Genomic DNA, 14429 nt, shown 5'->3' with positions numbered 1-14429 from the left:
AGGGAAGTCTGGAAGAGGACGGCTCAGGCGAACGCGAGGGAGTAGATACCCGCGGCGAGGGCTCCACCGATCAGCGGTCCCACGACCGGGACCCAGGCGTAGCTCCAGTCGGAGCCGCCCTTGTTCGGCAGCGGCAGCAGGGCGTGCACGATGCGCGGACCGAGGTCGCGGGCCGGGTTGATCGCGTACCCGGTCGGACCACCGAGCGAGAGGCCGATCGAGACCACGACGAAGGCCGTGATCAGGGCGCCGAGGACGCCGAGGCCCTTGCCGCTGTCGTTGAGGCCCTGCGTGAGCACGGCGAGGACCAGGACGACGGTGCCGATGATCTCGGTGGCGAGGTTCTGCCAGGCGCTGCGGATCTCCGGACCGGTGGAGAAGATGCCCAGCACCGGACCGGGGCCCTCGATCGGCTCCTCGCCGAGGGTCCCGGGGTCGGTGAGGTGGGCCTTGAACTGTCCGTAGTACGCCACCCAGACCAGCGCGGCGCCGATCATCGCGCCGAGGAACTGGCCGGCGAAGTAGACGGGTACGTCGCTCCAGTCGCCGTCCTTGAACGCGATGCCGACCGTCACGGCGGGGTTCAGATGGGCTCCGGAGAGGGAAGCCGTCATGTAGACGGCCGTCATCACGGCGAAGCCCCACCCGAAGGTGATCGCGAGCCAGCCCGCACCACGGGCCTTGGAGCTCTTGAGCGTCACGGCGGCGCAGACACCACCGCCGAGAAGAATGAGTACGGCGGTACCGATGGTCTCGCCGAGGAAGATGTCGGAGCTGGACACCCGCGACTCCTTTGTCCTTCGTCCAGGGGGAAGGCGAACTCCGGGTTTCTCCGGTGGTCCGCGCCCTCGTGGGAGGGCGTTTCCGGCCCTTGGCACTGCCACACTCTAACGTGTATTGCCGGTAGCTGTTCGACAATGCCGACCGATGAACGGAAGTTTTGCCCTCTGGTTAACAGCGCGTCAAGGCCCTGGGAAGTGAAAAACCCGCCGATAACGCGATCGTTACCGGCGGGTTCGAGACAGCGGTCCGCAGCGTACGGGGGCGGTGGCCGTGCGTGTCAGAAGCGGCGGGCCCCCAGGTCCCGTGAGACCGCGCGGGCGCAGTCCCGCACGGCCGCCACCAGCTCCGGCCGCAGCTCCCCGTCCGGACACACCCGCTCCACGGCGCCGGTCACCGCCACCGCCCCCACCGGCATCCGCCGCCGGTCGTGGATCGGCGCGGCCACCGAGGCCACGCCCTCCCAGGTCTCCTCCACGTCCGCGGCCCAGCCCCGCGCCCGCGTCATGTCGAGCAGCTCCTCGAAGGACCCGAGCTCCGTCGTCGTACGGGGGGTGAACGCCTCCCGCTCCGCCTCCACGGCCTCGCTGTGCGCCACGGGGTCGTACGCGGACAGGACCTTGCCCAGGGCCGTGGAGTGCAGCGGCTGCATGGCCCCCACCTCCAGCACCTGGCGGCTGTCGTCGGGCCGGAAGACGTGGTGCACGATCAGCACGCCCTGCTGGTGCAGCACCCCCAGGTGCACGCTCTCGCCGCTGGACCGGGCCAGGTCGTCCGTCCAGACCAGCGCCCGGGCGCGCAGCTCGTGCACGTCCAGATAGCTGTTGCCCAGCCGCAGCAGCTCCGCGCCCAGCTGGTACCGGCCCGAGGCCGGCTCCTGCTCCACGAAGCCCTCGGCCTGGAGGGTGCGCAGGATGCCGTGGGCCGTCCCCTTGGCCAGCCCGAGCGAGGACGCGATGTCGGACAGGCCGAGCCGGCGCTCGCCGCCCGCGAGCAGTCGCAGCATCGCCGCCGCCCGTTCAAGCGACTGGATGTTCTTCGCCATCGCCCGGCCCTTCTCCCTCATCTGTGCTGTTCGACAATGCTGAACACTATCGGTCCATGCCGACCTTGCGTCACACCTGACAGTGTCGGTGAAGAAGGGGCCGTACCGGGAGTCCTCGCACACAGGATGCCGTCCGCCCCGTGGGACGCCGTGTCCACCCCGGGCGGCTCGCGGTTACGCTGACCCCGTGCACGCTCCCCCGAGCGTGCAAAGCCGACAGCCGTCGCATCCCAGGGAGCACATCCATGGCCTCGTTGCCGACCCCTTCCGCCGACAGCCGCAGCCGTGCCGAGACACTGCGCGCGGCGCTCGCGAGCCGCGTCGTCGTCGCCGACGGCGCCATGGGCACCATGCTCCAGGCCCAGGACCCCACCCTCGAGGACTTCCAGAACCTCGAAGGCTGCAACGAGATCCTGAACGTCACCCGGCCCGACATCGTCGCCTCGGTCCACCGCGAGTACTTCGCCGCCGGCGTCGACTGCGTCGAGACCAACACCTTCGGCGCCAACCACTCCGCCCTCGGCGAGTACGACATCTCCCCGCGCGTCCACGAGCTGTCCGAGGCCGGCGCCCGCATCGCCCGCGAGGTCGCCGACGAGGTCACGGCCCGTGACGGCCGGCAGCGCTGGGTCCTCGGCTCCATCGGTCCCGGCACCAAGCTGCCGACCCTCGGCCACGCCCCGTACACCGTCCTGCGCGACGCCTACCAGCAGAACGCCGAGGGCCTGCTCACCGGCGGCGCCGACGCCCTGCTGATCGAGACCACCCAGGACCTCCTCCAGACCAAGGCCTCCGTCATCGGCGCCCGCCGCGCCCTCGACGCCCTCGGCGCCGACGTCCCGGTCATCGTCTCCGTCACCGTGGAGACCACCGGCACGATGCTCCTCGGCTCCGAGATCGGCGCCGCCCTGACGGCCCTGGAGCCGCTCGGCATCGACATGATCGGCCTGAACTGCGCCACCGGCCCGGCCGAGATGAGCGAGCACCTGCGCTATCTCGCGCGCCACTCGCGCATCCCGCTCTCGGTGATGCCCAACGCGGGCCTGCCCGTCCTCACCGCCGACGGCGCCCACTACCCCCTGACCCCGGCCGAGCTGGCCGACGCCCAGGAGACCTTCGTCCGCGAGTACGGTCTCTCCCTCGTCGGCGGCTGCTGCGGTACGACCCCGGAGCACCTGCGGCAGGTCGTGGAGCGCGTCCGCGACCTCACCCCGGCGCCGCGCGACCCGCGCCCCGAGCCGGGCGCCGCCTCCCTCTACCAGACCGTGCCGTTCCGGCAGGACACCTCGTACCTGGCGATCGGGGAGCGGACCAACGCCAACGGGTCGAAGAAGTTTCGCGAGGCGATGCTGGAGGGCCGCTGGGACGACTGCGTCGAGATGGCCCGGGACCAGATCCGCGAGGGCGCGCACATGCTCGACCTGTGCGTGGACTACGTGGGCCGCGACGGCGTCGCCGACATGGAGGAGCTGGCGGGCCGTTTCGCCACCGCCTCCACCCTCCCCATCGTCCTGGACTCCACCGAGGTGGAGGTCGTCCGCGCCGGCCTGGAGAAGCTCGGCGGCCGGGCCGTCATCAACTCCGTCAACTACGAGGACGGCGACGGCCCCGAGTCCCGCTTCGCCAAGGTCACCCGTCTGGCGCAGGAGCACGGCGCCGCCCTCATCGCCCTCACCATCGACGAGGAGGGCCAGGCGCGGACGGTGGAGAAGAAGGTCGAGATCGCGGAGCGGCTGATCGCCGACCTCACCGGCAACTGGGGCATCCACGAGTCGGACATCCTCATCGACACCCTCACCTTCACCATCTGCACCGGCCAGGAGGAGTCCCGCAAGGACGGCATCGCCACCATCGAGGCGATCCGCGAGCTGAAGCGGCGCCACCCGGACGTGCAGACCACGCTCGGCCTGTCGAACATCTCCTTCGGTCTCAACCCGGCGGCCCGCATCCTGCTGAACTCCGTCTTCCTGGACGAGTGCGTCAAGGCGGGCCTGGACTCCGCCATCGTCCACGCGAGCAAGATCCTCCCGATCGCCCGCTTCGACGAGGAGCAGGTCACCACCGCGCTGGACCTGATCTACGACCGGCGGGCCGAGGGCTACGACCCGCTCCAGAAGCTGATGGCCCTCTTCGAGGGCGCCACCGCCAAGTCCCTCAAGGCCGGCAAGGCCGAGGAGCTGGCCGCGCTGCCGCTGGAGGAGCGGCTCAAGCGCCGGATCATCGACGGGGAGAAGAACGGCCTGGAGGCCGACCTCGACGCCGCCCTGGAGACGACGCCCGCGCTCGACATCGTCAACAAGACGCTGCTCGACGGCATGAAGGTGGTCGGCGAACTGTTCGGCTCCGGCCAGATGCAGCTGCCCTTCGTCCTCCAGTCCGCCGAGGTCATGAAGACGGCCGTCGCCTACCTCGAACCCCACATGGAGAAGTCGGACGACGAGGGCAAGGGCACGATCGTGCTCGCCACCGTCCGCGGCGACGTCCACGACATCGGCAAGAACCTCGTCGACATCATCCTCTCCAACAACGGCTACAACGTCGTCAACATCGGCATCAAGCAGCCCGTCTCCGCCATCCTCGAAGCCGCCGAGGAGCACAACGCCGACGTCATCGGCATGTCCGGACTCCTCGTGAAGTCCACCGTGATCATGAAGGAGAACCTGGAGGAGCTCAACCAGCGAGAGCTGGCCGCCAAGTACCCGGTCATCCTCGGCGGAGCAGCCCTCACCCGCGCCTACGTGGAACAGGACCTCCACGAGATCTACCAGGGCGAGGTCCGCTACGCCCGCGACGCCTTCGAGGGCCTGCGCCTCATGGACGCCCTGATCGCCGTCAAGCGCGGTGTCCCCGGAGCCGTACTCCCCGAACTGAAGCAGCGCCGGGTCGCCAGGAGCGCCGCCACGCTCCAGGTGGACGAGCCGGAGCCCGGCGGCCGCTCGGACGTGGCGACCGACAACCCGGTGCCCACCCCGCCCTTCTGGGGCACCCGCGTGGTCAAGGGCATCCCGCTCAAGGACTACGCCTCCTGGCTGGACGAGGGCGCCCTCTTCAAGGGGCAGTGGGGCCTCAAGCAGAGCCGGGCCGGGGACGGGCCGACGTACGAGGAACTGGTGGAGACCGAGGGCAGGCCCCGGCTGCGCGGCTGGCTGGACCGCCTCCACACCGACAACCTGCTGGAGGCGGCCGTCGTCCACGGCTACTTCCCGTGCGTCTCCAAGGGCGACGACCTGATCATCCTGGACGAGGCGGGCAACGAGCGGACCCGCTTCACCTTCCCCCGCCAGCGCCGCGGCCGCCGCCTCTGCCTCGCGGACTTCTTCCGCCCGGAGGACTCCGGCGAGACCGACGTCGTCGGCCTCCAGGTCGTCACCGTCGGCTCCCGGATCGGCGAGGCCACCGCCGAGCTGTTCGCCTCCGACTCCTACCGCGACTACCTGGAGCTGCACGGCCTGTCCGTGCAGCTGGCCGAGGCCCTCGCCGAGTACTGGCACGCCCGGGTCCGCGCCGAGCTGGGCTTCGCCGCCGAGGACCCGGCGAACGTGGAGGACATGTTCGACCTCAAGTACCGGGGCGCGCGCTTCTCCCTGGGCTACGGCGCCTGCCCCGACCTGGAGGACCGGGCGAAGATCGCGGAGCTGCTGCGCCCGGAGCGGATCGGCGTGCACCTCTCGGAGGAGTTCCAGCTCCACCCCGAGCAGTCCACCGACGCCATCGTGCTCCACCACCCCGAGGCGAAGTACTTCAACGCGCGCTGAAGCCCCCCGGCACCGCCCGGGCGGCGCGGAGAGCGGCCGTCGCCCGGGCGGGCGCAAATACCGGCGCCCGCGCGGGCGGCGACGTACACTGGTCGGTCCAGTGCAGGCCGGTCCTTCTCCCCGCCCGGGGGAGCGGGGGCCGGCCTTCTCGTCCCTCCATGGAGGTGTGCCGGATGACCAGTACGGTCCCCGCGTCCCTGTTCCGTCCGAACGGAAGCTCCGCCCTGCAGGCGGTCTTCCTCGACATGGACGGCACCCTCGTCGACACGGAGGGCTTCTGGTGGGACGCCGAGGTGGAGGCCTTCGCCGATCTCGGCCACCGGCTGGACGAGGCGTGGCGGGACGTCGTGGTCGGCGGTCCGATGACCCGCAGCGCGGGCTACCTCATCGAGGCCACCGGCGCCGACATCACCCTGGAGGAGCTGACGGTCCTGCTCAACGAGAAGTTCGAGCAGCGCATCGCCCGGGGGGTGCCCCTCATGCCGGGCGCCGAGCGCCTCCTGACCGAGCTCGCCCGGCACGACATCCCCACGGCGCTGGTCTCCGCCTCCCACCGGCGGATCATCGACCGGGTCCTCGCCTCACTCGGCCCGGACCGCTTCACCCTCACCGTCGCCGGCGACGAGGTCGCCCGGACCAAGCCGCACCCGGAGCCGTACCTGACGGCCGCCCGTGGCGTCGGCGCCGATCCGGCCCTCTGCGCCGTCGTGGAGGACACCGCGACGGGCGTGGCGGCCGCCGAGGCCGCCGGCTGCCGCGTGGTGGCCGTACCCTCCGTCGCCCCCATCCCGCCGCTGCCCGGCCGGGTCGTGGTGCGTTCGCTCGAAGAGGTCGACGTACCGTTCCTGCGCACCCTGATCACGGGAATCTGAGGATTTCCTGAGGCTTACCCGCAGTACCGGCGGCACGAGCGATTCCCGCTTTCCCGCACCAAAAACGATCAGGCCATTCACCGTGAACTCGCCACGTGACCTTCGTCACCCAGCGTGCTCGACGGCGGGTGGCCTGAACGCGTTCCCCGTCCGAAAAGCGAGCACGGGGCGACCCCATGTGTCCCGTTTCGATCACCGGCGTCCGCATCGCGCCCCCGCATGACTATCGATCGCCGCGCATCGATGATCACCCTGCGATTACCCCCGCACCGGGCCCCCGGTCCGGCAATACCCCCGCGCGGACTAATCTTTCGCGAGTACTTCGCCGCATAACCGCGTGCACCGGCGCACACCCACACCGCCGTGAACACAGGAACGATCGCAACATCCCGGCCCGATCGCTCCCGCCCCGACCGGGCGGCCGGCGGCGGAGTGTCCCCAGACCGCTGTACCCCCGCGCCGGGTGAGGAGAACGTCCTTGATGAACCGCAAGACCTTGGTGATGCCGGCCGTGGCCGGACTGCTCGCCCCCCTCCTCGCCGCCTGCGGCGCCTCGGAGGAGAGCAGAGCCATCGTCGTCGGTACCACGGACCAGTTCACGGCCACCGAGGACGCCCCCGCCCCCCTCGACCCGGCCTTCGCCTACGACACCGGCGCCTGGAACATCCTGCGGCAGACCGTCCAGACCCTGCTGCACGTGCCGCGCGGCGGGGGCGAGCCCGTCCCCGAGGCGGCCCGGAGCTGCGGCTTCACCGACAAGGCCAGCGAGAGCTACCGCTGCACCCTGCGCCCCGGCCTCACCTTCGCCGACGGCACTCCCGTCACCGCCGAGGACGTCAAGTACTCCGTCGAGCGCGTCCTGAAGATCAAGTCGGACAACGGCACCGCCGCCCTGCTCTCCAACATCGACACCGTGGAGACCAAGGGCGACGAGATCGTCTTCCACCTCAAGACCCCCGACGCCACCTTCCCGTACAAGCTCTCCACCCCCGTGGCCGGCATCCTCAGCAAGGACAAGTACGCCGCCGACAAGCTCCGCGACGGCTTCGAGGTCGACGGCTCCGGCCCCTACACCATGAAGGCCGAGCGCGAGGGCGGGAAGGCCACCCGCTTCGTCTTCACCAAGAACCCGCACTACAAGGGCGACATCACGCTGCGCAACGAGCGCGTCGAGCTGCGCACCTTCGCCGACGCGGGCTCCATGGGCGCCGCCCTGGAGAGCAAGGACATCGACATGATGGCCCGCTCGCTCTCCCAGGAGCAGATCAAGGACCTGACCGAGACGTCCCGGGACGACATCCGCGTCACCGAGGTCCCCGGCCTGGAGATCCGCTACCTCGGCTTCAACACCGAGGACCCCTCCGTCCAGGAGAAGGCCGTACGCCAGGCCATGGCCGCCGTCATCGACCGCGGCGCCCTCGTCGACCGGGTCTACGGCCCCACCGCCGAACCGCTCTACTCGCTGATCCCCGCGAGCATCACCGGCCACGCCACCCCCTTCTTCGACGTGTACGGAGAGCCCGACACCACCCGGGCCGCCAAGCTCCTCAAGGACGCCGGCGTCCCCACCCCGGTCAAGCTGACCCTCCACTACACCACCGACCACTACGGCGCCGAGACCGCCCAGGAGTTCGAGGCGATCAAGAACCAGCTCGTCGCCACCGAACTCTTCGACGTCACCGTCAAGGGCGCCGAGTGGTCCCGGTTCCGCACCGCCCAGAAGCGCGGCGACTACGCCGTCTACGGCCTCGGCTGGTTCCCCGACTACCCGGACCCCGACAACTACATCGCGCCCTTCCTCGACCGCGACAACTTCCTGAACACCCCGTACGTCAACAAGGTCGTCCGCGACCAGCTCATCCCGCGGTCCCGCCGGCAGGCCGACCGCAACGCCGCCACCCCCGTCTACGGGCAGATCCAGAAGATCGTCGCCCAGGACGTGCCCGTCCTCCCCCTGTGGCAGGGCAAGCAGTACGTCGCCTCCCGCGCCGACGTCACCGGAGTCGAGTACGCGCTCAACACCTCCTCCGACCTGCTGCTCTGGGAACTGGGCCGCGGCACCGCCTGACCCCTTCGTTGTTCCGGCCGCGCACCGCGCGCGGCCGGCCTGGCAAGAGATCAAGAGGCAAGTTCTGTGAAGGCACACAACAAGTGGCTGACGGCACCGCTCGCCGCCGGCCTGTCCGCCGCCCTCCTCAGCGGTTGCGGTACCGAACAGGGGGCGGGCGCCGACGGAGCCGGCGGCACCGTGCGCGTCGGCATGTCCGACGAGATCCTCGCGACCGACCCGGCCGCCGGCTACGACCCCGGCTCCTGGCTCCTGTTCAACAACGTCTTCCAGTCCCTGCTGGCCTTCCCCAAGGGCGCCTCCGTGCCGGAGCCCGAGGCCGCGGAGAAGTGCGGCTTCGCCGCGGGCAGCAAGGTCTACCGCTGCACCCTGCGCCCCGGCCTGAAGTTCTCCAACGGGAACCCGCTCACCTCCGCGGACGTCAAGTTCTCCTTCGAGCGCACCCTCAAGATCGGCGCCCCGTCCGGCCCCACGCCCCTGCTCTCCACGATCGAACGGATCGAGACCCCGGACGAGCGGACCGTGGTCTTCCACCTGAAGGTGCCGGACGCCACCTTCCCCAGCAAGATCGCCTCCGGCGCCGGCTCCATCGTCGACCACCGCGAGTACCCGGCCGACGCCCTGCGCACCGACGGCAAGGCCGTCGGCTCCGGCCCGTACAAGCTCGACTCCTTCGGCGAGACCGAGGCCGTCTTCTCGCCCAACCCCGGGTACCAGGGGACCGCCAAGCCGAAGAACGGCGGCGTCACCCTGAAGCTCTACCAGGGCGACCGCACCGCCCTCTCCCGCGCCTTCGGCGCCGGCGAGATCGACGTCGCCTACCGAGGCCTCGCCGCCGACGACATAGCCACCCTGGAGGAGTCCGCCGCCACCGGCGACCAGGGCGTCGAGGTCGTCCAGGGCAGCAGCGCCGAGGTCCAGCACCTGGTCTTCAACATGAAGGACCCGGTCGCCGGCAAGCTCGCCGTCCGCAAGGCCATCGCCCACCTCGTCGACCGCGAGGCCCTCGTCCAGGACGTCTACAAGTCGACCGCCACCCCGCTCTACTCGATCGTCCCAGCGGGCATCGCGGGCCACAACACCGCCTTCTACGACACCTACGGCACCCCCGACGCCGCCAAGGCCAGGAAGGCGCTCCGCGACGGCGGCGTCACCGCCAAGGTCAAGCTCACCCTCTGGTCCACCCCCAGCCGCTACGGCCCGGCCACCGACCAGGAACTCAAGGCGATCGCCGGCCAGCTCAACGCCAGCGGCCTCTTCGACGCCGACGTCAAGTCCGTCCCGTTCGAGCAGTACGAGAAGGACATCGCCGCCGGCAAGTACGGCGTGTACGTCAAGGGCTGGGTGCCCGACTACCCGGACGCCGACAACTTCACCGGCCCCTTCTTCGGCGAGGGCAACGTCCTCGGCAACCACTACGAGAACGCCACCGTCACCGGCACCCTCATCCCGAAGACCTCCGCCGTCGCCGACCGCGCGGCCACGGCCCCCGAGTTCGGCCGGATCCAGGACCTCGTCGCCGAGGAGGTCCCCTTCCTCCCGCTCTGGCAGGGCAAGCAGTACGCCGTCGCCCGGGGCCAGATCACCGGCCTCGAGTGGACCCTCGACGCCTCGACCGTCTTCCGCTTCTGGGAGATCCGCAAGGGCTGACCCGTCCCGCACGACAGCAGGGGCCCGGCGCGCACCCCGCGCGCCGGGCCCCTCGTCGTCCGTCCCGCCGGGACGCGCTACTGGCCGCCGCCCGGACGGACCAGACCGCTCTCGTACGCGTACACCGCCGCCTGCACCCGGTCGCGCAGCCCCAGCTTCGTCAGCACGTGCCCCACATGGGTCTTCACCGTCGTCTCGCTCACGAACAGGTCCGCCGCGATCTCCGCGTTCGAGAGGCCCCGCGCCACCAGCTTCAGCACCTCCACCTCACGGTCCGTCAGCGTGGCCAGGGCGTCCGGCACCTGCTCCTCACCCGTCGGCAGATGGGCCGAGTACTTGTCGAGCAGCCGGCGCGTGATCGACGGAGCGAGCATCGCCTCGCCCGCCGCCACCACCCGGATCGCCTGCACCAGCTCGTTCGCCGGAGCGTCCTTCAGCAGGAAGCCGCTCGCCCCGGCCCGCAGCGCCTCCACCACGTACTCGTCCAGGTCGAAGGTGGTCAGCACCAGGACCTTCGCCGGCCCGTCCCGTCCGGGCCCCGTGATCTGACGGGTCGCCTCCACCCCGTCCATCCGCGGCATCCGGATGTCCATCAGGACCACGTCCGGCTGCAGCGCCCGCACCTGGTCCAGGGCCTGGAGACCGTCACCGGCCTCACCCACGACCACGATGTCCTGCTCCGCCTCCAGGATCATGCGGAAGCCGGTACGCAGCAGGGGCTGATCGTCGACCAGGAGGACACGGATCGTCACAAGGGCTCCTTCACGGACGGGGACCGGCTCACGGCCGGGCCGGGCTCAGGGCCCGGGCGGGTCCCCGCCCATTCTGCCCTGCCCCGTTCCGCCCGGCTCCGGCGGGCGCGCGGAGGCGATCTCCAGCGGATACACCGGGGGAGTGCCGCCGAACTCCGGGCAGACGGCCCGGTGATCGCACCAGCCGCACAGCTTCGTCGGCCGCGGCCGCCAGTCACCCGTCTCCGTCGCCGTACGGATCGCGTCCCACAGCGCGTGCAGCTTCCGCTCCACCCGCAGCAGGTCCGCCTCCACCGGGTCGTACGTGAGGACGTCCCCGCTGCCCAGGTACACCAGCTGGAGCCGGCGCGGCACCACCCCCTTCAGCCGCCACACCACCAGCGCGTAGAAGGTCATCTGGAACAGCGCGCCCTCGCTGTACTCGGGCCGCGGCGCCTTCCCCGTCTTGTAGTCGACGATCCGCACCTCGCCCGAGGGCGCCACGTCCACCCGGTCGATCACCCCGCGCAGCCGCAGCCCGGACTCCAGCTCCGTCTCCACGAACAGTTCCCGCTCGGCCGGCTCCAGCCGCGTCGGATCCTCCAGGGTGAACCACCGCTCGACCAGCCGCTCGGCCTCGCCGAGCCAGCCCGCGAGCCGCTCGCCCCCGGGATCCTCCGCGAACAGCTCGGCCAGCTCCGGGCGCGAGGACAGCAGCCGGTCCCACTGGCCCGGGATCATCGCCTTGGCCCGCGGCGCCGTCCGCTCCGCCGCCGGGTCGTCGAACAGACGCTCCAGCACCGCGTGCACCAGGGTGCCGCGCGTCGCCGCCGCGCTGGGCTTCTCCGGCAGCCGGTCGATCACCCGGAACCGGTACAGCAGCGGACACTGCATGAAGTCGCTCGCCCGCGAGGGCGACAGCGACACGGGCGCCCGCGGCCCGGTCCGCCCGTCCGCCCCGGCCTCCGACGCCCCGGACACCTCCGTGGCCGCCACCCCGGCCGTGCCGACGGCCCCCGACGGGCCCGGCACCACGGGCGCCCCCGTGCCCCCGGACGTCACCGACGGCCCGGGGACCCCCGGCACCGGCGCCGCGGACGGCACGGGGAAAGCCTCCCGCTCCGCCGTCCCGGCGGCCACCGCCGGCTCCTGCTCGCTCGTACTCATGACGAAGACCCTACGACCCGCCACCGACAGCGAGCCGCATACCATCGACCTGGGACCCCGTCGCACTGCATGATCGACCCGTGACGCAGCGACGCGGTCACGGCCCGCGACGAAAGGAACCCGTGAACCAGGACGAGTCCAAGCCGCAGCGGACCAAGGAACCCGGAGGCGGGATCCTGATGGGCCGGCCCTTCGGCGTGCCCGTCTACGTCGCCCCCAGCTGGTTCCTCGTCGCCGCCCTCATCACCTGGGTCTTCGGCGACCAGATCGAGCGCGTCCTGCCCGAACTCGGCGCGGCCCGCTACCTGGTCTCCCTCTTCTTCGCCGTCGCCTTCTACGCCTCCGTCCTGGTCCACGAGCTCGCCCACACCCTCGCCGCGCTCCGCTTCCGGCTCCCGGTGCGCCGCATCCAGCTCCAGTTCTTCGGCGGCGTCTCCGAGATCGAGAAGGAGACCGAGACCCCCGGCCGCGAATTCGTCCTCGCCTTCGTCGGCCCGCTGCTCTCCCTCGTCCTCGCCGGTGTGTTCTACCTCTCGCTGTACGTCGTCGAGCCGGGCACCGTCCCCGGCGTCCTCCTCGCCGGCCTCATGATCTCGAACCTGATCGTGGCGATCTTCAACCTGCTGCCCGGCCTGCCCCTCGACGGCGGCCGCATGCTCCGCGCCGTCGTCTGGAAGATCACCGGCAAGCCCATGAGCGGCACCGTCGCCGCCGCCTGGGTCGGCCGCGCGCTCGCCGTGGGCGTACTCGTCGGCGTCCCCCTCCTCACCCGCACCGGCCTCCTCGGCAACTCCACCGAGGACATCAGCGGCGTGGACACCGTCACCGACGCCCTCCTCGCGGCCATCCTGGCCGCCATCATCTGGACCGGCGCCGGCAACAGCCTCCGCATGGCCCGCCTGCGCGAGCACCTGCCCGAGCTCCGCGCCCGCAGCCTCACCCGCCGCGCCATCCCCGTCGAGCCCGCCACCCCGCTCTCCGAGGCCCTGCGCCGCGCCAACGACGCCGGCGCCCGCGCGCTCGTCCTCGTCGACGCCACCGGCGCCCCCACCGCCATCGTCCGCGAGACCGCCATCGCCGCCGTGCCGCAGCACCGGCGGCCCTGGGTCGCCGTCAGCACCCTCGCCCAGGACCTCACCGACGGCATGCGCGTCCCCGCCGAACTGACCGGTCAGCCCCTCCTCGACCACCTCCGCGCCTGCCCGGCCACCGAGTACCTGGTCGTCGAGGAGACCGGCGAGATCTACGGCGTCCTGTCCACCACCGACGTCGAGCGGGCCTTCGTCAAGGCCATGGCACGACCGTCCTCGTAAGCCCGGTACTCTGTTCACATGTCCGAACCGACCGGTGCCGCCCGCCGTCGCGGGCCCTTCAAGGTCGGGGACCAGGTCCAGCTCACCGACCCCAAGGGACGCCACTACACGTTCACGCTCGAGGCCGGGAAGAACTTTCACACCCACAAGGGTTCCTTCCCCCACGACGAGCTGATCGGTGCTCCCGAGGGCAGTGTTGTCCGTACCACGGGAAACGTCGCCTACCTCGCGCTGCGCCCCCTGCTCCCCGACTACGTCCTGTCCATGCCCCGCGGCGCCGCCGTGGTCTACCCGAAGGACGCGGGCCAGATCCTCGCCTTCGCCGACATCTTCCCCGGCGCGCGCGTCGTCGAGGCCGGCGTGGGCTCCGGATCGCTCAGCAGCTTCCTGCTCCGCGCCATCGGCGACAGCGGCATGCTGCACTCCTACGAGCGCCGTGAGGACTTCGCCGAGATCGCCAAGGGCAACGTCGAGCGCTACTTCGGCGGCCCCCACCCGGCCTGGCAGCTGACCGTCGGCGACCTCCAGGACAACCTGTCCGACACCGACGTCGACCGCGTCATCCTGGACATGCTCGCCCCCTGGGAGTGCCTGGAGGCCGTCTCCAAGGCCCTCGTCCCCGGCGGCATCCTCTGCTGCTACGTGGCGACCACCACCCAGCTCGCCCGCACCGTGGAGTCCATCCGCGAGTTCGGCTGCTACGCCGAGCCGCAGCCGTGGGAGTCCATGATCCGCAACTGGCACGTCGAGGGCCTCGCCGTCCGCCCCGATCACCGCATGATCGGCCACACCGGCTTCCTCGTCACCGCCCGCCGCCTCGCGGACGGGGTCGAGCCCCCGATGCGCCGCCGCCGCCCCGCCAAGGGCGCGTACGGCGAGGACTACGAAGGCCCCAACAAGGGCTGACGTCCCGACATCACCGGCACGCCGCCGCCCCGTTCCCGCCCCGCGCGCGGAACTCGGCGGCGGCGTCCTCGTGTTCGCCCGGTGCGCCGACCCCGGCTGTTCCCTCCCCCTGTGACGTGTGGCACGATGCCCGCAACTCCCT

Annotated in this window: 11 protein-coding genes; 7 read left to right on the top strand and 4 right to left on the bottom strand. The window is 71.2% G+C overall.

The genetic code is table 11. The features are described 5' to 3' along the window. Positions 1-23: 23 nt before the first annotated feature. Both ACFY60_RS17930 and ACFY60_RS17925 read right to left on the bottom strand, forming a co-directional pair. Complete coding sequence (locus ACFY60_RS17930; RefSeq protein ID WP_388612714.1) at positions 24-782, bottom strand: MIP/aquaporin family protein; 759 nt, start codon at positions 780-782, stop codon at positions 24-26. A gap of 278 nt (positions 783-1060) precedes the next feature. Beyond that, on the bottom strand, positions 1061-1846 hold the full coding sequence (locus ACFY60_RS17925) for an IclR family transcriptional regulator (RefSeq protein ID WP_309049688.1): 786 nt from the start codon (positions 1844-1846) through the stop codon (positions 1061-1063). A gap of 224 nt (positions 1847-2070) precedes the next feature. Here ACFY60_RS17925 and metH point away from each other — a divergent pair, with 224 nt between their 5' ends. From metH to ACFY60_RS17905, 4 genes are all read left to right on the top strand, one after another. Next, positions 2071-5580 carry a methionine synthase gene (gene metH, locus ACFY60_RS17920; RefSeq protein ID WP_388612716.1) on the top strand — a complete coding sequence of 1170 codons (3510 nt, stop codon included), beginning with the start codon at positions 2071-2073 and terminating at the stop codon, positions 5578-5580. Positions 5581-5753: 173 nt separating this feature from the next. Next, positions 5754-6452, top strand: coding sequence for an HAD family hydrolase (locus tag ACFY60_RS17915; RefSeq protein WP_388612718.1), 699 nt, complete (start codon positions 5754-5756; stop codon positions 6450-6452). Positions 6453-6933: 481 nt separating this feature from the next. Next, entirely contained in the window at positions 6934-8520 is a 1587-nt protein-coding gene (locus ACFY60_RS17910) for an ABC transporter substrate-binding protein (RefSeq protein ID WP_388612720.1), read from the top strand. A 66-nt stretch (positions 8521-8586) separates the two neighbouring features. Continuing rightward, complete coding sequence (locus ACFY60_RS17905; RefSeq protein ID WP_388612722.1) at positions 8587-10170, top strand: ABC transporter substrate-binding protein; 1584 nt, start codon at positions 8587-8589, stop codon at positions 10168-10170. Between the two features lie 77 nt (positions 10171-10247). Here ACFY60_RS17905 and ACFY60_RS17900 read toward each other — a convergent pair whose 3' ends face one another. Both ACFY60_RS17900 and ACFY60_RS17895 read right to left on the bottom strand, forming a co-directional pair. Beyond that, entirely contained in the window at positions 10248-10922 is a 675-nt protein-coding gene (locus tag ACFY60_RS17900; RefSeq protein ID WP_388612724.1) for a response regulator, read from the bottom strand. Between the two features lie 45 nt (positions 10923-10967). Beyond that, the gene (locus ACFY60_RS17895; RefSeq protein WP_388612726.1) at positions 10968-11795 is read right to left on the bottom strand and encodes a RecB family exonuclease; all 828 of its coding nucleotides are present in this window, start codon (positions 11793-11795) and stop codon (positions 10968-10970) included. On the opposite strand from ACFY60_RS17895, the gene ACFY60_RS17890 reads away from it, so the two are divergent. The 3 genes from ACFY60_RS17890 to ACFY60_RS17880 are packed head-to-tail and all read left to right on the top strand — an operon-like array spanning position 11794 to position 14287. Beyond that, positions 11794-12141 (top strand): hypothetical protein, encoded by a 348-nt coding sequence (locus ACFY60_RS17890; RefSeq protein WP_388612728.1) that lies wholly within the window; start codon positions 11794-11796, stop codon positions 12139-12141. The two genes, ACFY60_RS17895 and ACFY60_RS17890, sit on opposite strands and share 2 nt — an antisense overlap. 49 nt (positions 12142-12190) lie before the next feature. Then, positions 12191-13381 carry a site-2 protease family protein gene (locus tag ACFY60_RS17885; protein WP_388612730.1) on the top strand — a complete coding sequence of 397 codons (1191 nt, stop codon included), beginning with the start codon at positions 12191-12193 and terminating at the stop codon, positions 13379-13381. Between the two features lie 18 nt (positions 13382-13399). Next, positions 13400-14287 (top strand): tRNA (adenine-N1)-methyltransferase, encoded by an 888-nt coding sequence (locus ACFY60_RS17880; protein WP_019884997.1) that lies wholly within the window; start codon positions 13400-13402, stop codon positions 14285-14287. Positions 14288-14429 lie beyond the last annotated feature (142 nt).

Origin of the sequence: Streptomyces sp. NPDC012827 (genome assembly GCF_042900905.1) — a bacterium.
Lineage (GTDB): Bacteria > Actinomycetota > Actinomycetes > Streptomycetales > Streptomycetaceae > Streptomyces > Streptomyces gulbargensis.
The sequence above is the reverse complement of the archived record's forward strand: the minus strand, read 5'-3'. Positions and strand labels throughout refer to the sequence as shown.